General features: G+C 57.2%; 28 protein-coding genes. 12 read left to right on the top strand and 16 right to left on the bottom strand.

Features of this window, described 5'->3' with window-relative positions; translation table 11 throughout:
- Window positions 1-4: 4 nt before the first annotated feature.
- The 7 genes from murA to mlaF all read right to left on the bottom strand — a co-directional run bounded on the left by murA (window position 5) and on the right by mlaF (window position 4,851).
- Window positions 5-1,264 carry a UDP-N-acetylglucosamine 1-carboxyvinyltransferase gene (gene murA / locus GRH90_RS12415; RefSeq protein WP_162366268.1) on the bottom strand — a complete coding sequence of 420 codons (1,260 nt, stop codon included), beginning with the start codon at window positions 1,262-1,264 and terminating at the stop codon, window positions 5-7.
- 66 nt (window positions 1,265-1,330) lie between these two features.
- Window positions 1,331-1,591, bottom strand: coding sequence for a BolA family iron metabolism protein IbaG (ibaG, locus tag GRH90_RS12410; RefSeq protein ID WP_162366267.1), 261 nt, complete (start codon window positions 1,589-1,591; stop codon window positions 1,331-1,333).
- A gap of 93 nt (window positions 1,592-1,684) precedes the next feature.
- Entirely contained in the window at window positions 1,685-1,993 is a 309-nt protein-coding gene (gene mlaB / locus GRH90_RS12405) for a lipid asymmetry maintenance protein MlaB (protein WP_162366266.1), read from the bottom strand.
- The gene (gene mlaC, locus GRH90_RS12400; RefSeq protein WP_162366265.1) at window positions 1,986-2,630 is read right to left on the bottom strand and encodes a phospholipid-binding protein MlaC; all 645 of its coding nucleotides are present in this window, start codon (window positions 2,628-2,630) and stop codon (window positions 1,986-1,988) included. Before mlaC ends, mlaB begins: the two co-directional genes overlap by 8 nt.
- Before the next feature lie 17 nt (window positions 2,631-2,647).
- Window positions 2,648-3,244, bottom strand: a complete 597-nt coding sequence (gene mlaD, locus GRH90_RS12395) for an outer membrane lipid asymmetry maintenance protein MlaD (protein ID WP_162366264.1) — start codon at window positions 3,242-3,244, stop codon at window positions 2,648-2,650.
- 4 nt (window positions 3,245-3,248) lie between these two features.
- Window positions 3,249-4,034, bottom strand: coding sequence for a lipid asymmetry maintenance ABC transporter permease subunit MlaE (gene mlaE, locus GRH90_RS12390; RefSeq protein ID WP_162366263.1), 786 nt, complete (start codon window positions 4,032-4,034; stop codon window positions 3,249-3,251).
- Window positions 4,035-4,041: 7 nt separating this feature from the next.
- Entirely contained in the window at window positions 4,042-4,851 is an 810-nt protein-coding gene (gene mlaF / locus GRH90_RS12385) for a phospholipid ABC transporter ATP-binding protein MlaF (RefSeq protein ID WP_162366432.1), read from the bottom strand.
- A 249-nt stretch (window positions 4,852-5,100) separates the two neighbouring features.
- Here mlaF and GRH90_RS12380 point away from each other — a divergent pair, with 249 nt between their 5' ends.
- The 11 genes from GRH90_RS12380 (at window position 5,101) to npr (ending at window position 13,134) form a co-directional block, all read left to right on the top strand.
- Entirely contained in the window at window positions 5,101-6,066 is a 966-nt protein-coding gene (locus GRH90_RS12380; protein WP_162366262.1) for a calcium/sodium antiporter, read from the top strand.
- A 35-nt stretch (window positions 6,067-6,101) separates the two neighbouring features.
- Window positions 6,102-7,088 (top strand): arabinose-5-phosphate isomerase KdsD, encoded by a 987-nt coding sequence (kdsD, locus tag GRH90_RS12375; RefSeq protein ID WP_162366261.1) that lies wholly within the window; start codon window positions 6,102-6,104, stop codon window positions 7,086-7,088.
- A gap of 14 nt (window positions 7,089-7,102) precedes the next feature.
- Entirely contained in the window at window positions 7,103-7,666 is a 564-nt protein-coding gene (gene kdsC, locus GRH90_RS12370) for a 3-deoxy-manno-octulosonate-8-phosphatase KdsC (protein ID WP_162366260.1), read from the top strand.
- Window positions 7,663-8,232, top strand: a complete 570-nt coding sequence (lptC, locus tag GRH90_RS12365) for an LPS export ABC transporter periplasmic protein LptC (RefSeq protein WP_162366259.1) — start codon at window positions 7,663-7,665, stop codon at window positions 8,230-8,232. The genes kdsC and lptC overlap by 4 nt, the downstream gene beginning before the upstream one ends.
- A complete protein-coding gene (gene lptA, locus GRH90_RS12360) occupies window positions 8,210-8,782 on the top strand; it encodes a lipopolysaccharide ABC transporter substrate-binding protein LptA (protein ID WP_162366258.1) in 573 nt (190 codons plus the stop codon). The genes lptC and lptA overlap by 23 nt, the downstream gene beginning before the upstream one ends.
- A 14-nt stretch (window positions 8,783-8,796) precedes the next feature.
- The gene (gene lptB, locus GRH90_RS12355; protein WP_162366257.1) at window positions 8,797-9,522 is read left to right on the top strand and encodes an LPS export ABC transporter ATP-binding protein; all 726 of its coding nucleotides are present in this window, start codon (window positions 8,797-8,799) and stop codon (window positions 9,520-9,522) included.
- A 47-nt stretch (window positions 9,523-9,569) separates the two neighbouring features.
- The gene (rpoN, locus tag GRH90_RS12350; RefSeq protein WP_162366256.1) at window positions 9,570-11,003 is read left to right on the top strand and encodes an RNA polymerase factor sigma-54; all 1,434 of its coding nucleotides are present in this window, start codon (window positions 9,570-9,572) and stop codon (window positions 11,001-11,003) included.
- A 23-nt stretch (window positions 11,004-11,026) separates the two neighbouring features.
- Window positions 11,027-11,314, top strand: coding sequence for a ribosome hibernation promoting factor (gene hpf, locus GRH90_RS12345; RefSeq protein WP_162366255.1), 288 nt, complete (start codon window positions 11,027-11,029; stop codon window positions 11,312-11,314).
- Window positions 11,315-11,419: 105 nt separating this feature from the next.
- Window positions 11,420-11,899: a PTS IIA-like nitrogen regulatory protein PtsN gene (gene ptsN, locus GRH90_RS12340; protein ID WP_162366254.1), complete on the top strand. Its 480-nt coding sequence runs from the start codon at window positions 11,420-11,422 to the stop codon at window positions 11,897-11,899.
- Window positions 11,900-12,010: 111 nt separating this feature from the next.
- The gene (rapZ, locus tag GRH90_RS12335) at window positions 12,011-12,865 is read left to right on the top strand and encodes an RNase adapter RapZ (RefSeq protein ID WP_162366253.1); all 855 of its coding nucleotides are present in this window, start codon (window positions 12,011-12,013) and stop codon (window positions 12,863-12,865) included.
- A complete protein-coding gene (npr, locus tag GRH90_RS12330) occupies window positions 12,862-13,134 on the top strand; it encodes a PTS phosphocarrier protein NPr (protein ID WP_162366252.1) in 273 nt (90 codons plus the stop codon). The genes rapZ and npr overlap by 4 nt, the downstream gene beginning before the upstream one ends.
- Here the strand turns inward: npr and GRH90_RS12325 are convergent, their stop codons facing one another.
- The 9 genes from GRH90_RS12325 to GRH90_RS12285 form a co-directional block, all read right to left on the bottom strand.
- Window positions 13,135-15,048 (bottom strand): BglG family transcription antiterminator, encoded by a 1,914-nt coding sequence (locus GRH90_RS12325; protein ID WP_162366251.1) that lies wholly within the window; start codon window positions 15,046-15,048, stop codon window positions 13,135-13,137.
- Between the two features lie 3 nt (window positions 15,049-15,051).
- The gene (gene dagF / locus GRH90_RS12320) at window positions 15,052-15,792 is read right to left on the bottom strand and encodes a 2-dehydro-3-deoxy-phosphogluconate aldolase (protein ID WP_162366250.1); all 741 of its coding nucleotides are present in this window, start codon (window positions 15,790-15,792) and stop codon (window positions 15,052-15,054) included.
- Window positions 15,789-16,907 carry a DgaE family pyridoxal phosphate-dependent ammonia lyase gene (locus GRH90_RS12315; RefSeq protein WP_162366249.1) on the bottom strand — a complete coding sequence of 373 codons (1,119 nt, stop codon included), beginning with the start codon at window positions 16,905-16,907 and terminating at the stop codon, window positions 15,789-15,791. The genes dagF and GRH90_RS12315 overlap by 4 nt, the downstream gene beginning before the upstream one ends.
- The gene (locus tag GRH90_RS12310) at window positions 16,891-18,024 is read right to left on the bottom strand and encodes an amidohydrolase/deacetylase family metallohydrolase (RefSeq protein ID WP_162366431.1); all 1,134 of its coding nucleotides are present in this window, start codon (window positions 18,022-18,024) and stop codon (window positions 16,891-16,893) included. Before GRH90_RS12310 ends, GRH90_RS12315 begins: the two co-directional genes overlap by 17 nt.
- 108 nt (window positions 18,025-18,132) lie before the next feature.
- On the bottom strand, window positions 18,133-18,780 hold the full coding sequence (locus tag GRH90_RS12305; RefSeq protein WP_162366248.1) for a DUF4310 family protein: 648 nt from the start codon (window positions 18,778-18,780) through the stop codon (window positions 18,133-18,135).
- 19 nt (window positions 18,781-18,799) lie between these two features.
- Window positions 18,800-19,576, bottom strand: a complete 777-nt coding sequence (locus GRH90_RS12300; protein WP_162366247.1) for a DUF4311 domain-containing protein — start codon at window positions 19,574-19,576, stop codon at window positions 18,800-18,802.
- Between the two features lie 31 nt (window positions 19,577-19,607).
- Entirely contained in the window at window positions 19,608-19,904 is a 297-nt protein-coding gene (locus GRH90_RS12295) for a DUF4312 family protein (protein WP_162366246.1), read from the bottom strand.
- Entirely contained in the window at window positions 19,904-20,269 is a 366-nt protein-coding gene (locus GRH90_RS12290) for a glycine-rich SFCGS family protein (RefSeq protein ID WP_162366245.1), read from the bottom strand. The genes GRH90_RS12295 and GRH90_RS12290 overlap by 1 nt, the downstream gene beginning before the upstream one ends.
- Before the next feature lie 19 nt (window positions 20,270-20,288).
- Window positions 20,289-20,633 (bottom strand): glycine dehydrogenase, encoded by a 345-nt coding sequence (locus GRH90_RS12285; RefSeq protein ID WP_162366244.1) that lies wholly within the window; start codon window positions 20,631-20,633, stop codon window positions 20,289-20,291.
- An 830-nt stretch (window positions 20,634-21,463) separates the two neighbouring features.
- On the opposite strand from GRH90_RS12285, the gene GRH90_RS12280 reads away from it, so the two are divergent.
- Window positions 21,464-25,396 carry a dermonecrotic toxin domain-containing protein gene (locus GRH90_RS12280; RefSeq protein ID WP_162366243.1) on the top strand — a complete coding sequence of 1,311 codons (3,933 nt, stop codon included), beginning with the start codon at window positions 21,464-21,466 and terminating at the stop codon, window positions 25,394-25,396.
- Window positions 25,397-25,452 lie beyond the last annotated feature (56 nt).

Raw genomic sequence — 25,452 nt, 5'->3', positions numbered from 1 at the left:
GCGATCATTCGCCGGTGACGCGCTCGATATTCGCGCCCAGCTTACGCAGCTTGGCCTCGATGCAGTCATAACCGCGATCGATATGATAGATGCGGTCCACCACCGTCACGCCTTCGGCAATACATCCCGCCAGCACCAGGCTGGCGGAAGCACGTAAATCGGTGGCCATCACCTGCGCGCCGGACAGGGTTGCCACCCCATGGCAGATGACCGTATTACTTTCGATTTCCGCCCGCGCGCCCATGCGGATCAGTTCCGGCACGTGCATAAAGCGATTTTCAAAAATGGTTTCGGTAATCACGCCGGTGCCTTCGGCCACCAGGTTCAGCAAACTGAACTGCGCCTGCATATCGGTGGGGAAACCGGGATGGGGGGCGGTGCGCAGCGTAATGGCTTTCGGCCGGCGGCCATGCATGTCCAGGCTTATCCAGTCGTCGCCGGTTTCGATATCGGCGCCGGCTTCACGCAGCTTGGCCAATACCGCGTCCAGGGTATCGGGACGGGTTGCCCGGCATACCACGCGACCGCCAGAAATAGCCGCCGCCACCAGGAAAGTGCCGGTTTCAATGCGATCGGGCAGCACGCGGTAAACGCCGCCGCCAAGACGCTCTACGCCCTCGATAGTGATTTTATCGGTACCGGCGCCGGTGATCTTTGCCCCCAGCGTAATCAGGAAATGGGCGGTATCGACAATTTCCGGCTCGCGGGCGGCGTTTTCAATGATGGTGGTGCCTGTCGCCAGGGTGGCGGCGCTCATGATGGTTACCGTGGCGCCGACGCTGACTTTGTCCATGACGATATGCGCGCCATGCAGCCGTCCGTCCACCGACGCCTTGACATAACCTTCTTCCAGCTTGATGGTGGCGCCAAGCTGCTCAAGTCCGGTAATATGCAGGTCTACCGGCCGGGCGCCGATGGCGCAACCACCGGGCAACGAGACCTGGCCCTGGCCGAAACGGGCCACCAGCGGCCCCAGCGCCCAAATGGAGGCGCGCATGGTCTTGACCAGTTCATAGGGCGCGCAGAACACATCCACGCCGCCCGCATCCACATGCACCGACCCATTGCGCTCCACCTTGGCGCCAAGCTGGCGCAGCAGTTGCATGGTGGTGTCGATGTCTTTTAATTTGGGTACGTTTTGTATTTCTACCGGCTTTTCCGCCAGCAACGCGGCGAACAATATCGGCAATGCCGCATTTTTAGCACCGGAAATGGTCACTTCGCCGCTTAGGCGGGTCGGACCCTGGACACGAAATTTATCCATCAACACTGCTCTCTGTATTTAACGGGGCTTTGATGTTCAACGCCACAGCGCGGCATCGCCTACCACCTAAAAACCATTTAGTTTACGATCGCGCTGCCACTCTTCCGGGGTATAGGCCTTGATAGAGAGCGCGTGGATACGATTGTCCGAAATATATTCCATCAACGGCGCGTATACCGCCTGCTGTTTTTTGATGCGGCTCATGCCGGCAAACAGCCCGCTCACGACGATGACCTGAAAATGGCTGCCATCGCCCGTCACGTGAGCCTCGTCTAATGCCAGGTCCCCGGCATTCATCAGCACTTCTTTGATTTCGTGGTTTTCCATAGGGGGTCAAATCACTGTCATGGGTCGGGAAACAAGCCGATATCTTAGATGAATACGTCGTCATCGGAAACAGGCAATAATGTAATCATCTCGTCAGCCGGGGGAATCGTCCGCGCAGGGCAGGATATTATGCAGGTTGTACAAGGTGATAAGGGTTCGTAATTTTTCGGTGACGCCGGTAAGCTGGAGCGTGCCCCCGCGCGCGGCCTGGAGCGCGCACAGGTGCAGCATCAGCGCGACGCCGGCGGAATCCACCCGGTCCAGCCGCGAGACATCCAGAAAACGAACGCCCTGCAGGGCGTTTTCGCGCTGCTCCCAGAAGGGCAGCAGCGTAACGCGGTCAAGCTCGCCGCGCAGGACCAGGGTGTCATCCTCGGCCTGCCAGCTCAGGGTTTCAGCCATTGTTCTGCTTATCCAGCGTAATAGGACGTTCGGCGGCGGCCTGTAATTGCCGGGTCAGCCCATCGATGCCCTGCTGGCGCAGCGTCGACGCCCATTCATTCTGCTTGGTGGTGATCATGCTCACCCCTTCGGCAATCATATCGTAGGCCTGCCAGTTACCGGTCTGGCTATTCTTGCGCCACTGGAAATCCAGCCGCACCGGCGGACGTCCGCCCTGATCGACGATGGTCACGCGGATGGCGATAATGGTGGCGTCGCCCAGGGGTTGCTGCGGGGCAACCTGGTAGCTTTGGTTGCTGTACATCGCCAGCGCCTGGCCGTAGGCCTGCTCCAGGTAAGCCTGGAAGGCCTTGAAGTAGGCGTCGCGCTGCGCCGGGGTGGCCTGGCGGTAATAGGTGCCGAGCACCAGCGCGCCGGCGTATTTGACCTGCACATACGGCAGCAGTTCTTCCCTCACCACATCACGCAGCACGTTGGGATTGGCGCGAACCTGGCTTTGCTCATTCTTCAGCCGGGTAAAGGTTTTATCCGCCGCCGCGTTCATCAGCGCGTAGGGATTGGTCTGGTCGACGGCCTGGGCCAGCGGCGCGACCGCCAGCAGGGCCAGCAGGACCGGCAGTAAAAAACGCTTAAACATAAATTATTATCCTCTTATTAATTCGTCGCCGCGGCGGGCGCGTTGCCGCCGCCGGTTGCAGGTGCGGGAGCCGTGCCGTTGCCGGCCGCGGGCGCGGCATCGGTGCCGGCTGCGGGGACGGTATCGCCGCCGGCCGGGGCGGGCTTGTCGCCGCTCTTGTACAGGAATTGGCCAATCAGGTCTTCCAGTACCAGGGCCGATTTGGTGTCCTGGATAACACCGCCGTCCTTAAGGATAGACGTTCCCATGTCGGGGTCCTCAAAACCGATGTTCAGCGCCAGGAACTGCTCGCCCAGCAGGCCCGAGGTGCGAATGGCCAGGGAACTGGTATCGGGGATGTGGTTGTAGGTATCCTCGATATCCATGGTGACCTTGGGCGCGTAGGTTTTCGGGTCGAGGGTAATTTCCGCCACCCGGCCCACCACCACGCCGCCCACTTTCACCGGCGAGCGCACCTTCAGGCCGCCGATATTATCGAAGGTGGCCGAAATACGGTAAGTGGAAACATTGCCCACCGAGCGGATATCCGCCACTTTCAGGCACAGGAAAATAACGGCGCACAGGGCGATTATCATAAAGACGCCGACCCAGATTTCACTTTTTTTCGTTTGCATCAACTCACTTCCCAAACATCAGTGCTGTCAGCACAAAATCCAGTCCCAACACCGCCAGGGACGCATGGACGACCGTTCTGGTGGTCGCGCGGCTGATCCCTTCCGAGGTCGGGATCGCATCATAACCGTTAAACAGCGCGATCCACGTGACCGTAATGGCGAAAACCACGCTCTTAATCAGACAGTTCACCAAATCCTGGTGCCAATCCACAGCGCCTTGCATGGCGGACCAGAAATAACCGTTATCGATCCCCTTCCAGTCCACCCCCACGACACCGCCGCCCCAAATGCCCACCGCGACAAAAATGGCCGTCAGCAGCGGCATGCTGATGACGCCGGCCCAAAAACGGGGCGCCACGATGCGCCGCAGCGGATCGACCGCCATCATTTCCAGGCTGGACAACTGCTCGGTGGCCTTCATCAGGCCGATTTCCGCGGTCAGCGCCGACCCCGCGCGACCGGCGAACAGCAGCGCGGTCACCACCGGGCCGAGCTCACGCAGCAGCGACAACGCCACCATCATGCCCAGGCTGGCTTCGGCGCTGTAGGTGGTCAGGATGATATAACCCTGCAGCCCCAGCACCATGCCGATAAACAGCCCCGAGACAATGATAATGATTAACGACTGTACCCCGACGCTATAAAGCTGCTTGATCAATAACGGCCACTGCTGCCGGAAGGCGGGTTTGCCCACCAGCGCGTTAAATAGCATCGCGCCCGCCCGCCCGAAGGTATGGCAGACGCTGATGCCCCGGCGTCCAAAAGACGCTAATGCCTGTTGTATTAGCATGGCTCGGTCAACTCCCTGAACCTAAAAGCTGCGTTTTGTAATCTCTGGCGGGGAAATTAAACGGCACGGGACCGTCGGCGATGCCGTCGAGGAACTGCCGCACCCTGGGATCCTGGTTGGCGCGCAGCTCGGCCGGCGTCCCTTCCGCGATGACATGCTGCTCGGCCACGATATACGCGTAATCGGCGATGCTCAACACCTCCGGCACGTCATGCGAGACCACGATACAGGTAACGCCCAGCGCGTGATTGAGTTCATCGATAAGTTTGACCAGCACTCCCATGGTAATAGGATCCTGACCGACGAAGGGCTCGTCAAACATAATGAGTTCCGGATCGAGCGCAATGGCGCGGGCCAGCGCGGCGCGCCTGGCCATGCCGCCCGAAAGCTCGGAGGGCATCAGGGACGCCGCGCCGCGCAGCCCCACCGCCTCCAGCTTCATCATCACGGTGGTACGCAGAACCTCCTCCGGCAGGCGGGTATGCTGCCGCAGCGGGAAGGCCACGTTCTCAAAAACGTTAATATCGGTGAACAGGGCGCCGGACTGGAACAGCATGCTGATTTTTTTGCGCACCTCATACAGCCGGCGACGGGATAAGGCGGGAATATTATCGCCGTCAAACCAAATTTCGCCGCTGTCGGGCGGCAGTTGGCCACCAATCAGACGTAACAGAGTCGTTTTACCGATACCCGACGGCCCCATGATCGCGGTGATTTTTCCCCTGGGAACCTGCAGGGTAATGTTGTCGAATATCGGCCGGTTGCCGCGGCGGAAACTCAATGCGCGGATATCGACCAAATGTTCCGTCTGGTTCATGTTGTTACTGCCCATGTATTTCCCACTGAAACCTATAGCCCTAGATATTAAAGCAATAGGACCGATTCATCGAACTTTTACATAAAAATTACCGTGGCGGCGGTAAGATAGGGCATATCCGATGTTTTACTTTTGGCACGCTAACAGTAAAATCAGACCGCGCGCCCTATTGCCGTCTTCCTCAACCGCCCGCCCGTGAAGCGGCGTTGTCGACATTAGCCCAGGATTCTTCAAAATCAAGGACTTCACATGTTTTTTGCCACGTCATTATTAGTTATTGGCCTTATTCTACTGGTTTATGGCGCGGATAGATTGGTTTACAGTGCTGCCGTGATCGGCCGTTCGCTGGGCATAGCGCCCTGGCTGATAGGCTGCACCATAGTGGCGTTCGGTACGTCCTTGCCCGAACTGCTGGTCGCGGTGACCGCCGCCCTGAACCACCAGATCGATATGACCGTGGGTAATATCCTCGGTTCCAATATTATCAATATATTATTGATTGTCGGCGGCGCGGCGCTTATCAGGCCCATGGCCTTCCATTCGGATATCGTGCGGCGCGAGCTGCCGCTGCTGCTGCTGGCCACGGCGCTGTGCGGCCTGGTGCTGGCGGATCGCGCCCTGAGCCGCCTGGATGGTATGATACTGTTACTGGCGGCGATAGGGTATATTGCCACCATGGTGGTTATTTCCCGACGCGCGCTGAGCGAGGGCACCGACAGCCTGACCCGCGAGCAGCTGGCCGAGCTGCCGCAGGACACGCAGGACAGCAGCAATACCGTGGCGGTGCTGTGGCTGGCCCTGGCCTTTATCATCATGCCGATATCGGCGCATATGGTGATTGACAACGCCGGCGTGGTGGCCCGCCACCTGGGGGTGGGCGATTTGGTTATCGGCCTGACGGCGGTGGCCCTCGGCACCAGCCTACCGGAGCTGGCCACGGTCATCGCCGGCGCCCTGAAAGGTGAAAACGATATCGCCCTGGGCAATCTCATCGGCTCCAATATCGTCAATAGCGTGATGGTGCTGGCGGTACCGGCCCTGCTGTCTCCCGGCCCGTTCAGTCCGCTGGCGTTTACGCGCGATTATTGGGTGATGCTGGCGGCAAGCGTCATATTGACGGCGTTTTGCCTGGGAAAGCGCCGCAGGATCAACTCTGCCATGGGCGCTCTGTTATTATGTGGTTTTGCCGCCTATGTTACGGTGTTGTTTATTTAGCCCGCGGACGCCGCCGGGTGCATCAGGATAACTTTATGTCACATTTGTCATTAGCGCCGGACTTTGATTTCCCGGCGGCCGGTAAACAGGTTCTCGCCGCCGAGCGGGAAGGTCTGGCGCAGCTTGATCAATATATCAACGACGACTTCCGCCGCGCGTGCGAAAAAATATTTTATTGCAGCGGGAAAGTCGTGGTGATGGGAATGGGCAAATCCGGCCATATCGGCCGCAAGATGGCGGCCACCTTCGCCAGCACCGGCACGCCGTCCTTTTTTGTGCATCCCGGCGAGGCCGGCCACGGTGATTTGGGCATGGTATCGGCGCAGGATATCGTGATCGCCTTGTCCAACTCCGGCGAATCCAATGAAATCCTGTCGCTTTTCCCGGTGCTCAAGCGCCTGCAGATCCCGCTGATTTGCATGACCGGCAATCCGGCCAGCGCCATGGGCAAGGCGGCGGATATCCATATCTGCGTCCACGTGCCCCTGGAAGCCTGCCCACTGGGTTTGGCCCCCACCACCAGCACCACCGCCGCCCTGGTGATGGGCGACGCGCTGGCGGTGGCGCTGCTGCAGGCCCGCGGCTTTACCTCCGAGGACTTCGCCCTCTCCCACCCCGGCGGCGCGCTGGGGCGTAAACTATTGCTGCGGGTGACCGATATCATGCACGCCGGCGACGAAATCCCGATCACCCCCCAGGATGCCTCGCTGCGCGACGCCTTGCTGGAAATCACCCGTAAAAACCTCGGCATGACGGTGATATGCGACGATAACATGAACATCGAGGGCATTTTTACCGATGGCGATTTACGCCGGGTGTTCGATATGGGCGTGGATCTAAACCAGGCGCGCATCGCCGACCTGATGACCGCCGGCGGCATCCGCGTCAGCCCCAACACCCTGGCGGTCGACGCGCTCAACCTTATGCAGTCGCGCCACATCACCTCGGTGCTGGTGGCGGACCAGAACCGGCTGATGGGCGTGGTGCATATGCATGATATGCTGCGAGCCGGCGTTATTTAACAAGGAAACACGCCATGCAAGACATCACCCGTATAGCGACCTGCTACGGTCCGGTTGACCAACGGATACTGTTGCGCGCCCGGGATACCCGGTTGCTGATTTGCGACGTGGACGGGGTACTGTCGGACGGCCTGGTTTACCAGGGCAACCAGGGCGAGGAACTCAAGGCGTTCAACGTGCGCGACGGCTATGGCATCCGGTGCTTACTGACAGCGGGCATCGAGGTCGCTATTATTACCGGCCGGTCGGCCAGGCTGGTCGAGGATCGCGCCCGTACCCTTGGGATTACCCATCTCTACCAGGGCCAGTCGGATAAGCTTTTGGCCTTTGAGGATCTATTGGTTAAACTATCTTTAACAGCGGATCGAGTCGCGTATATCGGCGATGATCTTATTGATTGGCCGGTGATGTCGCGGGTCGGATTGAGCGTCGCCGTGGCCGACGCGCACCCGATGCTGCTGCCGAAGGCCGATTATATAACGCATATAGCGGGCGGCCGCGGCGCGGTGCGCGAAATCTGTGATTTAGTTCTGCTGGCGCAAGGGAAGCTTGATGATGCCAAAGGGCAGTCGGTATGAGTAAGACAAAATGTTGGATCACCGTACTGCTGGTATTGGTGGCGCTGGTATTGATTGGCCTCAACCTGGCGGATAAAGACGGCGGCCAGGCCCCGGCGGCGGCCGACAACGGCGAACCGACCTACCAGAGCGAACATACCATTACCCTGGTATACAATCCGGTGGGCGGCCTGAATTATCGGTTAATTTCAGAGCACGTCGACCACTTCGCGCTTGAGCAGATTACCTGGTTTACCCGGCCGGTGGCGACGATGTACGATGATAATAAGGTCGCCACCTGGACAGTCCGCGCCGATCGGGCCAAGCTCACCAATGATAAAATGCTTTACTTATACGGCCATGTTCAGGTTGATAGTCTGACCGAAACTTCGCAGCTGCAGCGCATCAGAACCGATAACGCTGTGGTGAATCTTGTTACGCAGGATGTTTCCTCCGATGACGAGGTGACCCTATATGGCATCGGATTTAACTCTAAAGGCATGAAAATGCGCGGAAATCTGCGGAACAAGACTGCCGAGCTGATTGAAAAGGTTAAGACCTCTTATGAAATCCAAAATCCAAAATAACATTTATAACGTTTTTGCGGCCGGCGCGCTGTTGCTGGCAAGCGCCAATGCCATGGCGCTGACCGACGATACCAATCAGCCGATTAATATCGACTCCGCGCAGCAGGCCGTTGATATGCAAACCAATACCGTCACCCTCACCGGTACCGTCGTGGTCAAGCAAGGCTCCATCGATATCCGGGCCGACAAGGTGGTCATCACCCGCCCCAACGGCGAGCAGGGCAAGGAAGTGGTCGAAGGCTACGGTAATCCTGTGACCTTTTACCAGTTGCAGGACAACGGCAAGCCGGTCAAGGGCCATGCGCAAAAGGTCCGTTATGAGTTGGCCAATGATTTTGTGGTGCTGACCGGCGATGCCTATCTCGAACAGCTCGACAGCAATGTCAAGGGCGATCGCATCACCTACCTGGTGAAGAAACAGCAGATGGAAGCATTCAGCGACAAGGGCAAACGGGTCACCACCATATTGGTGCCGTCCCAGCTGCAGGATAAAAACCCGGCGGCCGCGGCGCCCAAACCGTCCGCGGCGCCCAAGCCCGGCAATAAATAAGAGTAATTGAACCCATGGCAACATTAATCGCAGAAAACCTGGCTAAAGCTTATAAGGGCCGCCATGTGGTGGAAGACGTCAGCCTTAAGGTCAGCTCAGGGGAAATCGTCGGGTTGCTGGGGCCGAACGGGGCCGGCAAAACCACCACGTTCTACATGGTGGTCGGCATCATCCAGCGCGACGCCGGGCGCATTATTATCGACGACGACGATATCAGCCTGCTGCCGTTGCATACCCGCGCCCGGCGCGGCATCGGTTACCTGCCGCAGGAAGCGTCGATTTTCCGCCGCCTGAGCGTGTTCGATAACCTGATGGCGGTATTGCAGATCAGGAACGATCTCAACGCCGCGCAGCGCGAAGACCGCGCCAATGCCCTGATGGAAGAATTCCATATCGCCCATCTGCGCGATAACCTGGGACAATCCTTATCCGGCGGCGAGCGGCGGCGGGTGGAAATTGCCCGTGCCCTGGCGGCGAATCCTAAATTTATCCTGCTCGACGAACCCTTTGCCGGCGTCGACCCGATTTCCGTTATCGATATTAAAAAAATCATCGAACATTTGCGCGATAGCGGACTCGGCGTGCTGATTACCGATCATAACGTACGCGAAACATTGGACGTCTGCGAGCGTGCCTATATCGTAAGCCAGGGACATCTTATCGCCCATGGCACGCCCGCTGAAATCCTGCAGGACGAGCAGGTGAAGCGTGTTTATCTGGGCGAAGAGTTCCGCCTCTGATAAGGTGTCCTGAAGTTAAAGCCCCAAGAGGTTAATTGACGCATTATATGAAGCAAGGTTTGCAACTCAGGTTTAGTCAGCAACTAGCCATGACTCCGCAGTTACAGCAGGCGATCCGCCTGTTGCAACTGTCTACGCTTGAACTCCAGCAGGAAATACAGACCGCGCTGGAAAGCAATCCTTTACTTGAGCAAACCGATGTCCATGAAGAAATAGACTCACACGAAACGCCGGATAGCGAATCGCTTGATACCCGCGAAGCGATGGAGCAAAAGGATATGCCGGAAGAACTGCCGCTGGACGCCACCTGGGACGAAATGTACTCGGCGGGCACGCCTTCGGGCACCGGTACCGACTACCGTGACGAAGAGCTGCCGATTTACCAGGGCGAAACCATCCAGACCCTGCAGGATTACCTGATGTGGCAGGTGGAGCTGACGCCCTTTTCGGACACCGATATCGCCATCGCCACCTCGATCGTCGACGCGGTGGATGAAACCGGTTACCTGACCGTGCCGCTGGAGGATATCCTCGAATGCATCGGCGATGACAGCGTGACCATGGATGAAGTGGAAGCGGTGCTTAAACGCGTGCAGCGCTTCGATCCGGTAGGCGTGGCGGCGCGGGATTTGCGTGATTGCCTGCTGATCCAGCTATCCCAGCTGTCGAAAGACTTTCCTTATATCAATGAAGCCAGGCTTATCGTCAGCGAATATCTCGATCTGCTGGCCAGCCATGATTTCCGCACCCTGCTGCGCTCCACGCGGCTCAAGGAAGAAGTGCTGAAATGCGCCATGGCGCTGATCCAGTCGCTCGATCCCCGTCCCGGCCAATCGATCAATACCACCGAATCGCAATATGTCATCCCTGACGTGTTGGTGCGCAAGGTGCATAACCGCTGGACGGTGGAGCTCAATACCGACAGCATTCCCAATCTTAAAATCAACCAGCAGTACGCCGCGCTCGGCAATACCACCCGCAACGACTCGGACGGACAGTTTATCCGCAGCCATTTGCAGGAAGCGCGCTGGTTGATTAAAAGCCTCGAAAGTCGTAATGATACCTTGTTAAGGGTGACCCGTTGCATCGTCGAGCAGCAGCAGGCTTTTTTCGAACAGGGCGAGGAATTCATGCGCCCCATGGTGCTGGCGGATATCGCCCAGGCGGTGGATATGCATGAATCGACCATATCACGCGTGACGACGCAAAAATATCTGCACAGTCCGCGCGGCATTTTTGAACTGAAATATTTTTTCTCGAGCCACGTCAATACCGAGGGGGGAGGCGAAGCGTCCTCCACGGCCATTCGTGCGCTGGTGAGAAAATTAATCGCCGCGGAAAACCCGGCGAAGCCGCTAAGCGACAGCAAGCTGACCACCCTGCTTTCCGATCAGGGCATTATGGTGGCGCGGCGAACCGTAGCAAAATACAGAGAGTCTTTGTCCATCCCGCCGTCAAACCAGCGCAAGCAATTGGTTTGACCTCTACAGAGAAGGAAGACACTATGCAGCTGAATATTACCGGACAGCGCGTTGAAATCACCGATGCTTTGCGCGATTTCGTCACCACGAAATTTTCCAAGCTGGAACAGTACTTCGACCGGATCAATCAGGTATATATTGTTCTGAAGATCGAAAAAGTCCAGCAGATTGCCGAAGCGACGATCCATGTCAACGGCGGTGAGCTGCACGCGACGTCCGAGGCGGACGATATGTATGCCGCCGTCGATCTGTTGATCGACAAGCTGACGCGCCAGTTGAATAAGCATAAAGAAAAACTGAAACAGTACTAAATTCACGGTAGCCGCCATCGCTACCCAACCTCACATCGGCTCGTTATCCATACGATAACGGGCCGATGGGTCTTAAAGGCGAAACAGCGCCTTAAGTGAAATGAAATGACTAACGATACAGCTTTGCAAATAAACACGGTGTTAAGCCTTGAATGCACCCGCGGCTCCATCCACTGCCAGAGCAAAAAGCGCGCGCTGGAAATTATCAGCGAACTGGCGGCCAAGCAGCTCAACCTGGCGCCGCAGGTGGTATTCGACGCCGTATTAACCCGTGAGCGCATGGGCAGTACCGGTATTGGCAACGGCATTGCCATCCCGCACGGCAAGCTGGAGGAAGACACGCTGCGCGCGGTCGGCGTATTTATCCGCCTGGAGCAGCCCATTGCCTTTGATGCGATAGATAATCAACCGGTGGATTTGCTGTTTGCGCTATTGGTGCCGGCCGAGCAGTGTAAAACCCATCTGCATACCCTGGCCCTGGTGGCCAAGCGCCTGGCCGATAAAACGGTCTGCCGTCGCCTGCGCGCCGCGCAAAGCGATGAAGAGCTGTATGCCATAATGACAGAAACGGAAGCCGGGTCTTAACGCGCCGGGTCGGATTGCCTGCCCGGCGCTGTGCCGACCAGCGGGGTTTGATTGGCGTTATAACGGAAAGCGTCGCCAATGGGTCAATAAAAATACCAGAGGGGAGTCGTCATGGTGCTGATGATTGTCAGCGGTCGATCCGGTTCAGGGAAATCAGTTGCGCTGCGCGCGCTGGAAGATATGGGGTTTTATTGCGTCGATAACCTGCCGGTGGTGCTGCTGCCGCAGTTGGCCGCCACCCTGGCGGATCGGAATATTTCCGCCGCGGTGAGCATCGATGTACGCAATATGCCCGAGACGCCGGAAATTTTCGAACACGCCATGAACAACCTGCCGGAAAGCTTTTCGCCGCAGCTGTTGTTCCTTGATGCGGAGCGCAGCACCCTGATCCGGCGTTACAGCGATACCCGCCGCCTGCATCCGTTATCCAGTAAGAACCTGTCGCTGGAAAGCGCTATTGATGAGGAGAACGAGCTGCTGGAGCCGCTGCGCTCCCGCGCGGATCTGATCATCGATACCTCGGAAATGTCGGTGCATGAGCTGGCGGAAATGCTGCGCACCCGGCTGCTGGGCAAACGCGAGCGCGAGCTGACCATGGTCTTCGAGTCCTTCGGTTATAAGCACGGCCTGCCGATCGACGCCGACTACGTCTTTGACGTGCGTTTTCTCCCCAACCCGCACTGGGACCCCAAGCTGCGGCCGATGACCGGGCTGGATAAACCGGTGGCGGCCTTCCTCGACCGGCATACCGAAGTGCATAACTTTATCTATCAAACCCGCAGTTATCTCGAGTTATGGTTGCCGATGCTGGAAACCAATAACCGCAGCTACCTGACCGTGGCCATCGGCTGCACCGGCGGCAAACATCGCTCGGTATATGTGGCCGAGCAGTTGGCGGACTATTTTCGTTCACGCGGTAAAAATGTCCAGTCCCGGCACCGCACCCTGGAAAAGCGTAAACCATGACGGTCAAGCAAACGGTAGAAATCAAAAATCGCCTTGGCATGCATGCCCGGCCGGCGATGAAGCTGTTCGATCTGGTGCAGAGCTTTGATGCTGAGGTGTTGCTGCGCAACGATAGCGGTACCGAGGCGGAGGCCAGCAGCGTCATCGCCCTGCTGATGCTGGACTCGGCCAAAGGCCGCATGATCGAGGTGGAAGCCGCCGGACCGGATGAGATACAGGCGCTGGCGGCGGTAATCGAGCTGTTTAACGCCGGTTTTGACGAAGACTGATCACGCCCGGCTCAGGCTGTCGATGGCCACCGCCTTGAAGCCGGCAAAGTCCTGGCTGTCGCGCAGCCTGGGCATGGAACGTTCGCGCACGAAGGTGACAAACAGCTCATAGATCGCCATCGCCTCTTCATAATCGGTCTTATTGATCGCCAGCAGGAAAATCACATACGCGGTTTCATTATCGCCCCAGGCGATGCCCTGCGGCGCCAGAATGGTGTAAATCACCGTCTGCTTAGCCAGTAGCCCCAGTGAATGCGGCAGCGCGATGCCGTCGCCCAACAGGGTGCTGACGATAGCCTCGCGCTCCACCACCGAGGGGTAAAAATCCTTATCCACCACGCCTTCCCGCTTCAACTGGCCGCACACCTGTTTAAACAGCGCCTGCTGGGTCAGCGGTCGATCGACGATCATAAAATGTTGTTCGGCAAAAAACTTTTCCAGCATATAGGGCCGGGTGCGATCCACCAGCACCAGCTTGCCCAGCTGTTCCAGCTGGTAAAGGCTTGGAAACGGCGCCAGCACCATCACCGGCTTGTTCTTTTCGCCGATCCTGACGGTGGAAATAACAAAATCCTCCTCCAGCGACGTCAGCTTTTCATATTCCCGTAACGAGATAACCTGCGTCACGGCGATCTGCGGATATTTACGCGCCAGCATCGCCTGGATCATGCGCACCGTCGAGTTGCCGCTGTCGCACACCAGCAGCACCTGCGGGTGGCGCTGGTAGCCGATATTGTAGTGCCGTTCCAGGCCGACGCCGATATGCAGCACCAGGTAGCCGATTTCATTTTCGCTGATGACATAGGGGGTGTATTTGCCCCAACTGGTTACGGCGGCCAGCGTCACGTCATAGGCCATGGGGTAGTGTTGCTTGATATTCGCCAGCAGCGGGTTGGGAATGGTGATTTGATAACGCACCCGGGTGATCATGGTCTTGATATGGGTCAGCAAATCGGCGCGCAGCTGGCTGTCGTTTTGCAGATTATAATTATAATGCGTATTGATATAGTTCAGGATGTAATCCACCAGCGTTTCGTCATCGTCGGCGTTAATGGCCGAGGGATTGATGTCCTGTACCCGCCTGGCGGCGATATGGATACGCAGGTAATTCTCCTCGGCCGCCGAAAAGCCCTTGCCGGTGAGCGGTTCGATCAGGCGCACCAGCTGCGCGGACGCGGTTTTAATCCGCTCATCTACCTCCTCCATCGGGAAATCCGGCAGCGGATAGCCTTCGCGGATACGTTTGACCGCCACGGCGCTGTACAGGGCCAGGTAGTGTTCGCCCTCATCGGTAAGTTTAATACCGCCGGCCACCAGGCTTTGGTGCCATGACGGCGTCAGCCGGGGCAGGATATCGAACGGCAGCGCGCCGCTGGCCAGCAGGTAGCTGTCGTGTTCATCCAGCGACAGGGAGTACATCAGATCGGTCAGGCAAACCCGGATCGCCGCCTCCTTGCCGAACAGCTTCATGCCGTGGCGGGGTTTGGTCTCGATGGTCAGATCGTAGCGCGACAGCCGCTCGCGCACCTCGGCCATATCGCTTTGCAGCGTGCCGCGGCTGACATACCATTCGTCGGCCACATCCTCCATTTTAAAGGCGTAGGCCGAGCTTAAAAAACGCACCATCAGCGCCGGAATGCGCTCAGCGCTGGAACGGGGAGTACGATTGTGGCGCGGCGTCTCACGAAGCGAGGCGAAACGTTGCTGGTCGTCGATTTTCAACCGGTAGCCGTTGCCGCGGCTCAGGATAAACCGCGCCCCATGCCCGGCCAGGATGGCGTTCAGCGCCTGGATATCCGCCCGCACGGTGCGGGTCGAGACCGAAAAACGCCTGGCCAGCTCTTCCTGCGGCAGCGACTCCGCCTGTAAGGCGTCGAATACGTTGGCCAATCGCTGGTTGGGGAATCTTACCATGGCTTAGGCAACCTGCTGTTTTACCAGCGCCAGAAGCCGGGCCACGTCCTGGGGACGGGTGTTGCCGGTGGCTTTATCGATAATCGAGCTGTAAATATGCGGGATAATGCGTTTGACCCCGGCATCCAGCGCAATCTGCAGGATCCGGGCAAAATTGTCCAGATCGATGCCGCCGGTCGGCTCGAGATAAAAATCCTCACGCGCGCAGGCCAACGCCACCGCCCGGTATTCCTCCAGGTGATCCAGCCCGCCCATCGGAAAAAACTTGATGGAGCTGCCGCCCATATCCTTTAGCAGGGCGATGGCCGTTTCGATGGCGACGATACCGTCCGGCGCTTTAGCGCTGAGCGGGCCGGTGGATATCTTCACCAGACCCGGCCGGCCGGTGGGCGACACCAGTCCGTTGACCAGGGTATCGCGCTGGCCGAGCAGCGCGCGGCTGGCGCCGACGCCGGTAAACACCTGGTTGACATGCTGCGGCTGCAATACGCCGGCAATGGCGCCGACCATCGCCGACTGGTTCGGGTCGCCCGCGCCCAGGCCGACCGACAGCGCGTTGTCAATCAGCCCGGCATAGGCGCGCATATCCTCGATGGCCGACGGCGTGTCCGGATAATTTTTCGACAGTACGCCCACCAGCACATGGCCTTCGGCCGCCTGGTAGATGTCGCGGGCATTCTCTTTTGAGCCGGCCAGGACATTCAGGCAAACCCGATCGCGGTAAAAATTGGGAGTTAATTTCATGGACGAGGTCCTGTTCCTAATTCACTGATGCGTAAACAAATAATATCGAGCTGGGCCGGCGTAACGCTGCGCACATCCACTTCGATAATGCCCGCGTTGGCCTTATAGCCGCGAAAATAGATAGCCGGATCGCCCATTTTTAACGCCGAGACGATATCCGCCGTGGCGATGCCCAATACCTGCTCGTCGAAATGCATCTCGGCGCGGGCGATGTCGCGTCCCGCGCTGTCCCATATCACCCGCGCGCTGATGCCGGATAAGGTATTCAGCCGGTCGATAAACGGCGTTATCTTGGCGACCATTTCTTCGCCCGACTCTTTTTCGCGCCCCAGGTAGCTCTCGATGGCCTGGGCCAGGCCCAGGATCCCCTCTTTACCGACCTTCATCGCCCGGCCGATGCCGTTGCCCTGGCGCTTGACCCATTCCACCGGCTGCGTTTTGCCAATCACCAGCCCGCTGGTCGGTCCCTCGATCGCCTTGGCGCCGCTGTAAATCACCAGATCGGCGCCCTGGCGATAATACACCGCCAAATCTTCCTCGGCGGCGGCGTCGACGATCAGCGGCAGATGATGGCCGTGGGCGACGGTCGCGGCCTGCTCCACGGACAATATGCTTTTTTGCACGCAATGGTGCGATTTAATATACAATACCGCCGCCGTCTGCGGACCAATGGCCGCCGCCAGCTGCTCCGGCGAGCATTCGTTGGCATAACCGGCTTCCACGACCTTGCCGCCGCCCAGCGCCACCATGGTGCCCACCGGCGCGCCGAAGTTAACGTTGTGCCCCTTGGGCAGCACGATGTCATGCGGCACCGTCAGCGGCGCGGCATGCAGGTTGACCAGCAGGTTTAAATCATCCTTGACGATAACCGCCGCCACCGACTGGGCGATGCCCGCCGAGGCGCAGGAAACGATGACCGCGTTCTCCACGCCCAGCAATCCGGCCAGGTAGGCGCCGGTCTTATCCACCAGATCCTTCATTTCAAAATAATGGTTCAGCCCGAGATTGACCGCGTCAACCACATCATCACGAGGCGTGGAGACCCCCAGGATGGTCATGCGCCCCGAGGCGTTAATCACTTCTTTCAGTTGATACTTGCTATAAATCGAAGACATGGGATTTTTTTCCTTCGTCCGTTAACCAACACACGCCCGCCACTACCGCCGCCAGGGGGATCAGCTGCTGTTCCCCGGCAACGGATTGCCCGTGCGCGTCGGTGAAGACGCAGGGGGCGGCGCGGACCTCAAACAGGGTTAAATCCGCATCGCAGCCGGGCATAAGCCGTCCTTTCTGCGCCAGGCGCAGCGCGTCGGCGGCATGCAGGGTCACGCAGTCAATCACCTGCCCGAGCGTCATGCCGAGGGTGAAAAATTTTGCCATCACCGCCGCCAGGCCGTGCACCGGGCCGTCGATGCGATTACGGCAATAGATATCGGAGCTGATGGTATAGGGATAAATCCCCTGCGCTATCGCCAGGCGGGCCACCTCGAAGCTGAAGCTGGCGGTGCCATGGCCGACATCCAGATGCACGCCGCGCTTCAGCGCCCGGCGCACCGAGGCGCGCAGCTCTCCCGCCGGGGTCAGGATGCGATTGGGTTTACCGTTATAACAGTGGGTAATGATATCCCCGGCGTCGAGCAGATCGGCAATTCGCCCCAGATCCGGCGGATTGTTGCCGATATGCACCATTAACGGCAGGTTGCCGTTTTCCCGCTGGATCTCCTTGGCGCACAGCAAGGGCTTGACGCCGTTATCGCCCACTACGCTGCTGCTTATGCGCGCCTTGATGCCGACGATAAAACCACGGTGGCGGGCAATCGCCGCGCCGGCCAGCCGCTTATCGACGCGCGCCATATCCGCCAGCTCATCCTGGGTGACGATGCCGGTGCGCGCGATATTCAGCAGGGCGTATACCCGGGTTTTGGCCGCCAGGGCCAGCTGATAGAAATCATCCACCGCGTCGGCGCCGGTGCTGCCGGCATCGACCACCGTGGTGACGCCGCCGGCGACGCCCACTTTATCCGGTTCGTCATGATAAATCGGCGAAGCGGGGTAGCAGTGGACATGGGAATCAATCCAGCCGGCGCTGGCGTAATAGCGCCCGGCCAGGTCGATTTCCCGCCGCGCGCCAATCGACAGGCCGCCGGTGGCGGCGATGCGGCCGTTCAGGACGGCAATATCGATCAGGCTGCCGTCCGGCTGCCTTGCCTGCCTGATAATAAGATCATACAAGGGTGTCAAGCGTCCTCCTTATGCTCCCCGGCCGTCGCCGGGGGACATGGACCGGGATGTCAACAGGGTTATGGCGCCCGCGGCGGCGCGGCGGCGCCCGCGAGGTCATTAACCGATCGCCACCGGGAACAGCGCGCCCAGCAGCATCGCGCCGAGGATGGCGCCGCCGGTAATCGGCTTGTTCCACAGATAAAACAGCAGCGCCCCGACCAGGGATCCCAAGCCGATGGGAATCGAAGCGGTAATGGCGGAAAGGATAATCAGCGGCCCGAGAAAACGTCCCGAGGCATTGCCCGCGCCCATCATCACATCCGCGCCGTAGGTGGAATTGCTCTGGTTAATGGTGAACCTGCGCGCCAGGATAATCAGGCCGCCGATTGCCAGGCCCAGCGCCATGCCGGTCGCCAGCGACGCGATAAAATTCTGCAGGGGAAATTTGATGCCCGCGCCGAGCAGCAGCGCCGGCACGCCGAGGCCGACGCCGGTTTGCAACGCGCCGCCAATATCCAGGATCCCCACCAGCGATCCCTCGATGATGCGCGCAAACAGGAAGCTGGCGCCGAAAGCGGCCACCGCCCCATAGACCCCGGTGTCGATACCGGTGCGCAGCATGGCGACAAACGCCACCTCGTTAAAGGCGCCGATGCCATACAGATAATACATATGGGTCCCGGCAAAAATCCCGGCGGAAAGCAACCCGACAAAAATCGGGAACGACCAGTCGGCATACCAAAAGCCGCGTTTTGTTTTTTCCATTTTCAGGCTCCTGTGAAAGCTATTTACCGCTTAGGGTGTTATGGATGCCGTCCAGCCAACCGGGAACACCCAGGCTGAAGGACTGCAGCATTTTCATATCGAAACCACGGAAGAAACCGCTGAGGACAAACAGGGCGATAATCGCCGCCATCATGATGCCGGTGATTTTGTTCCAGCCGCCCTCTTCCACGCCTTTGCCGATCAGGATGCCCAACACCAGGCCCGGTACGGCGTTGCCCATGATCAGCTGCGCCAGGCCGCCGAAAATGGTGGCCCAAAAGCCGGAACGCTTGCCCGCGTCAATCGCCGCCAGCCAGAAAATAACCGGCATGACGGTATTCACCAGGATATTGGCGGCGGGCACCAGGACTTTAATGGCGGTAACCTGCAGCGCGGCGGGCACGGCGGAGGCGGTGGTATTCAGGAACGCCACCACCAGCATGCCGATGATGCCGCAGGCGAACGCCATGCGTTTTGGATCGTGCATGGTTTCGCCGAGCCGGCGGTTTTTAATCATCAGCGCCGCCGCGCCCCAGTGAGGAATAATGCGATGGTCGACATCCTGGGTAAAGGAACCCGCGGCCACCGAAGATGCCCAGGCGTTAAAGAAAAAGCCCAGGCCGAAGGAGAAATGAGAGGCGGGATCCCCTTCGCAGGAATTGAGTTCACCCAAGGTACGAAACGCGCCCATACCCTGGACGGTTGGCGCATGGAACATGCGCGCCGCCCCGGCACCTACCCCGACGCCGACCAGCCCGCCGATGATAAGTGATTTTATTAAGATGATAAGAAACATCGGATTATCCTTTCATAATTTACCCGCCGGATTAACCCAGGGTAAAAGGGACTTTTTCGGTATCGATCATGATGATGCCGACCGTAATATCCAACACGACGCTGTAGCTTTTCTTTTCACGCGGCAAAAAGAAAAAAAGGAATTTCTCGGTGACCCGCTTCTCTTCCGCCTGGATTATTTTTACTTCCTGCGGTTCAATACGCAGCAACACGCAACCGGTGGCTTTCATTACCGCCGGCTGTACCTGACTTAATGCGGCGGCGAAGGCGGCGGCTTTGGTTTCACCTTTGCCGGACACCTGTATGGTTAAAACCGACTGTTCTTTCATCAGACATTGCCATATTTTTTTAACCAGGTTTCGACTAATTTCTGCCCCAGTTCCTCTTTATCCATAAAGCCAAAGCCCAACACTTTATTGCCTTCCTGGATAGCGGTTACGCCTTCTTCAATCGAACGCATGCCGTATTTGGCTTTATAGCCGTATTTATTCTGCGCGGTAATGGCGCCGGCGCCGCCGCTGCCGCAAAAGGAAATGCCGAAGTCGGCCTGTTCGCTGTTCATCACATCACCCAGCTTCATATCCGCGGCCATGCCGGGCACCACTATTGCCCTGCCCCCCGCCGCCTCGATGCCCTGGGCCACTTTCTGCCCTTTGCCCAACCGATCGCCTATCACTACCGTTACCTGTGCCATTTGATTCTCCCACATACCGTTAAGCGTTATTATCTTTGGCTACTTCGAAATGAACCGATAATAAATAGGCTTCTTCTATCGGTAAATTATCCAAGAGATTCACCACCTTTTCCGCCATCACCATCGAGTCCGCCGAAATCTCGTCAAATAAACTTTTATCAATTTCCGGCAACGGCTCGCCGGTCAAGGAACGCATGACCATGGCGCGTACATGCGAGTTCAGCATTTGCTCCTGCACCGGATTAGCCTGGATACCGCGTGCCTCCAGCATATTCATGATTTCCGCCAGTACCTTTTCGGTCAATGCCGCGGATAATGCGCCGCGATCGTCTTCCCCGCTCGCTGATACGGCTTTATCGGCCACTCTTTGCTCCTACGTCGTCCATAATAAAAATAATCCAGCGCGGATAAGCACTACCGCTCCTGCCGGCTTTGATGATTTACCCTAGCCGCTGCGGCGGCAGGTTTGTAGCCGTTATATTTCCACTTTGAAGCGGAAATAAAGCCTGGTTAAGTGATCTCATTCGCATTATTACCCTAAACAGCGCGAATTCACTGGTACCATGACAATGGACAGTTAATCTGGCCGGAGAAGGAGTGAAAGCGGGGCATTTTACATCGCGTCAAAACTATAAGAATAACTTATTGTCGTCTTACCTATTGCCAATAAGGCATCAGCTCCTTAGGCGCGCCATACCGGGCATGGCGGTTTACCACATTATTTCCCTGCGCGCGAAAGCGGTAACACGGCGGCGGCAATGATAAGTATAAACAATGGCCGCGTCCTGCCTGCCGATAACGATCGGCGGCGACATACGGGTCCCGGCGGCGGCCAATCGCTACCAGTACGGCTCAACCGCCACAAAAAACAAAAGTAATTAACCTGCCATCGTAAAGATTACTCCGTTCGGGATGTTTATCATATAAAGACACGCGCCGCGTGTCTATCACCCCCCCTGTATAACAAAATATATAAAAACATTTTTCAATCATAATAGAGTCAATTATAGATAAAGAGAGAGATTAATGCATATCACCTATGAAAACATACGAAAAAACCCTACTAATGAAAATGATTTAGATGAGATTTTTTTCGATTGCGAACCCTATATAGAATGGTCCTGTACTGAAAATGAAATTAAATATCACTGCGCTGATATAATACAATCTCCTGTTATAACCTTGACCGAGGATATGGAGCGTTTAGTAAAAAATTTAGCGAAAATGGCGATATCCCATGAGGCCAATCGATTTAGCGGTAAAATGGGATGGGGCATCCCGCTGGCGGTATTCGATAGCGCCTGTTCCATTTACCATGTGGTAAAAAATCGCCAGGATATCAGCACGGTCCTGGCATCAAGCCTGCCGCTGTGCGTGAATTATATGCTATCGCGCTCAAATCACCTGTTTCCTTTAGCCGGTTATTTAAAAGAATATATTGAAGGACACCTCGGCCCCACCCTCAACGGCCTGCTAAACTACGGTACGGATAGGATAACCACTGAAAACGGCTATCTGTTGCTTGGCGTGCTGGCGCTGGTCAGTCAGTATTATTGTAAGGGTTGGGATGTGCCGCAGCCGCATCGGACCAGCTTAAAAATACCGGCCATGCTGGCGGGCGTATTTACCACGGCATGCCAGTGCTGGCAATCACTCTGCGCGGCGTCCGCCGCGCAGGGCGAGGAACAGGCCGATGATTTCGGCCGGATAATCCTGAACCCGATGGAAAAAAAACAACAGGCGGCCGGGCGTTTGCTGGCCCGACACTGGGTAAGGATGCACCATAATAACCAGATCGAGGCGGAGCGGACGGCGGAAAGTTATTATGCTATCGGCAAGGTGAGCGGGCGCGACCACGCGGCGCGCGATATCATCCCGCCGCGGCCCATCCGGCCAGGGCATCATAGGGCGCCGCCTGTTTCCGCCGGCCGGCGCGCGGCGTTCACCGACCTGGGCGATAACAGCGGCTGGTTGCCCGACTATGGCCTGCGCCTTTCCCCGCCTTATGCGCTGGAATCGTTGAGGAGGTCTTTATCCGGGTTTTCCCTACCCCACTTCTCCCTGCCCCACTTCTCCCTGCTGCCCGGCGCGGCGGCGGCCGATATTGCGCCGGGCAAGACCAGGCCAACCGGGATAGTCACGGTAAAGGCCACCGGATACCCTCCCCGGGCCGCGGCAAACGATGCGGGGCTTAACCGTTATTTGCGCGATGCTTTTCCATCGCTGAAAAATATTGTCGCGGCGCGGGTAAAACAACAGGTCAAGGCCAAATTCGGCGTGGAACTGGCGGTGGAAAAAGGCTGGTTGCACTATTTTAATACCGCTTACCGCGACCAGGAGTCGATCACCGGCTGGAGCCATATTGCCGATATTACCCACTCGCTCACCTTAGCTGATTATATTTTGAATCATTTGTTCGACAAGGACTATGATGAAATCCACTCAGTCGACCGTTACGCCGGACTTTACTATACGGACCGGCCGGTGCCGACCTTTACCCATAAGCCCCAGGTAGCGGTAAAACCCTCGCAGCTTGTTCAGCTGGTAAACGAGATGGATATCATCACGCCCTATCTCAGCGCGCTGGACGCGTATTGGCAGCATAATCACAAGCAGCATAACATCGCCAATATCATCAATATATTAACGCATCTGCGCGCCGAACAAAGCCAGTTAACCGACAGGATAATCGGGATTATCCTGCACGGCCTGGGCCTGGAAAATGAGGGCGGCCACCAAACGACATTGCATCTATTTGATATCAACGGCTACCAGGCCACCGATATGTTTGTTATTAACGTTACCGGGGATAATACGGTGATCCTTTATCTGCCGCACGGCCTCAGGCATTTCAGGATATTCGATGGCGTCGGCGGCTTAAGGCGCTGGATAATAAAACACTGTAAGGACCCGGCGCAACGCAAGGAGATTGCCATTCATTTCGCTTTGCGCGAACGCATGGACGGTAAGTCCCTGTTTGGCAAATGGGGCGTGGACCGCTGGCTGGCCCATATTGATGACTATCCCGATCGCGTCATGCTGCTGGATCAGCCGGTGGGAGGGCCGCTGCATGCTATCCTGGGCCGCAGGCAACGGGCGCGCGCCGCCAGCGACGCGGAAAAGCTGGCCCAGCCTTGCCTCCAGGCGTTATGGGCGGTGGCCAAAACCATCGGCAATATCACCGATATCCTATATGTTAATCCCCTGGTACCCTTTAGCGCCGCGCAGCCCGCTAACGATAACAAGTATACCGCCCGCCATTCCCCGCTGTATATCTCGCGCCACGCCGTACCGCGCGGCGATACGGTGAGCCGCGCATTATGGATATTGCGGGCAACCCTTGGCGAGATTCTGCCGCGTGATGACGCAGGTTACGCCCAGCCGGCGGCGAACATAAAGCTCAGCGTTAACCAATTTTTTCATATTGCCAATGAGGATATCAAGCTTTGGCAAACCCTGCCCGACGCCACGCCTGGTGAAGAACGCATCCTGGCCAAACTTGCCGTTTATCCCCAAGGATATACCCGCAGAATGATGACCAATCTTCTGGGGAAAAGCCAATCGCATTTTACCATAAGCCTGATGCTGAAAAATGGCCGGCGCAGGGATGACGTGACGGCGATCAGGATATATCATTCCGTATTACCGCTGCGTTTTAATAATAAGCTGAAGTTTTATGAAGTCTATGATATTAACCATCACCCACGGCCGGGATATCCGGTCTATATGGAAAATATCAACGGTAGCGTCCATTGGCAGTTTGGCCGCGTCACCGACTCCCGCTTCAAAACCGTTATCACCAATACCGTTGCCATGGCGGACTATGCTTTTGTTTCAATACGGTTGTTTAAACATGTCATGGTTAATATGGATAAATTATGCTGCAAGGGTAAATCCCTCTCGCCAATCAACAGCCTGGGAATAGCGCAGGATGCGCAGCGTATAAGCTATTTAAAAATTGGCATTCATTATATAAAAATAGAAAATCTCGCCCAGGGGGGGCATTACCTGCTGGGGTTTAAGGACGCTTATCATCTTTTTATCCGCTTCAATGACGCGCTGAAAAAATTCATTCTCTCCATATCCAATATGGAATTTTTTCCTCAACACCCGGTGCCGGGAGGCGTTAACCCCGCACTGCCTGCGAAAACGCCTGTTGCCCCCGATTATCGGCGCGGGTACGGAGGGACGCCCGTGCTTAATGATTCTTTAATCCTGACCGCCGATAAGATGATGCTCAACGCCGGGGTAACCCAGATTATGGTGTATGGTTTGTCGCAACAGGATATACCGGCCAACCCACCTTATAACGCCATGGCCATGCAGCTCGGGGATGCCCTGATCTCCTGCCGCCATATATTAAGGGATCTGCTGTACGCCGCAGAACGCCAGGAGCAACAATTTCTGGTGGATAACCTCTTCTCGGTCCTCAGGGCAAAAGATCCGGACCCCGAGACCCGGCGCAAAGCCATGGATTGGTTTAACAAAGGTTTGGAAAATACGCTCGATGTCATTCAACGGCATATCGACGAACGCTTCAGCCGGATCTGGGTGGCTCAATTTGATAAGCCGCGGATTGCCGTTTTGGCCCTGCGTGCCGATCCCCTTAAACGCATAATAATCAACGGGGGACATCACGGCCGCGCTAGCCCGCAGGACAAGTTTAACATTCACTTTTGCCGTTATGGCTGCGGTGAATTATCCCCGGATCAGGATTTCGCCACCCTGGGCCAGGCGGTCGACGGCAGTGGCGCCAATGGCGGGGAACAGTATGCCGCGCGCTATAACAGCGTTGATTTCCCATCTGTTATCAGGCGGTTATGGTCGGGGGACATGACGCAGGGGGAAATCAACTTTTTGATAAGCCTGCCGCAGGCCGAGCAGGTTAAACATTATTTCCTGCTGACGGACCGGGAGCTTGCCCAACAGCTGTTTCGTAAAAAAGTCACGGCCAGGATTGCCATGATCACCCGCAATGCCGATCTCTTCTGCCAGCTGTTGGCGCATCTGCACCAGGCCATGAACGCCGGTCATCCGTTTCATCGCCATAACCAGGACCCCTGGCTGATGGCCATGCTTTTTTCGGCGGCGTTTCATGCCCTGACTCCGGCGTCGCCGGCGCGCTGATAAAAAAAACCGGCCACCTGGTGCAGGCTGAGCGCCGGTTTATCAAACGGTGGGAA

This window comes from Acerihabitans arboris (assembly GCF_010131535.1).
Classification (GTDB): Bacteria; Pseudomonadota; Gammaproteobacteria; order Enterobacterales; family Enterobacteriaceae; genus Acerihabitans; species Acerihabitans arboris.
The sequence above is the reverse complement of the archived record's forward strand: the minus strand, read 5'-3'. Positions and strand labels throughout refer to the sequence as shown.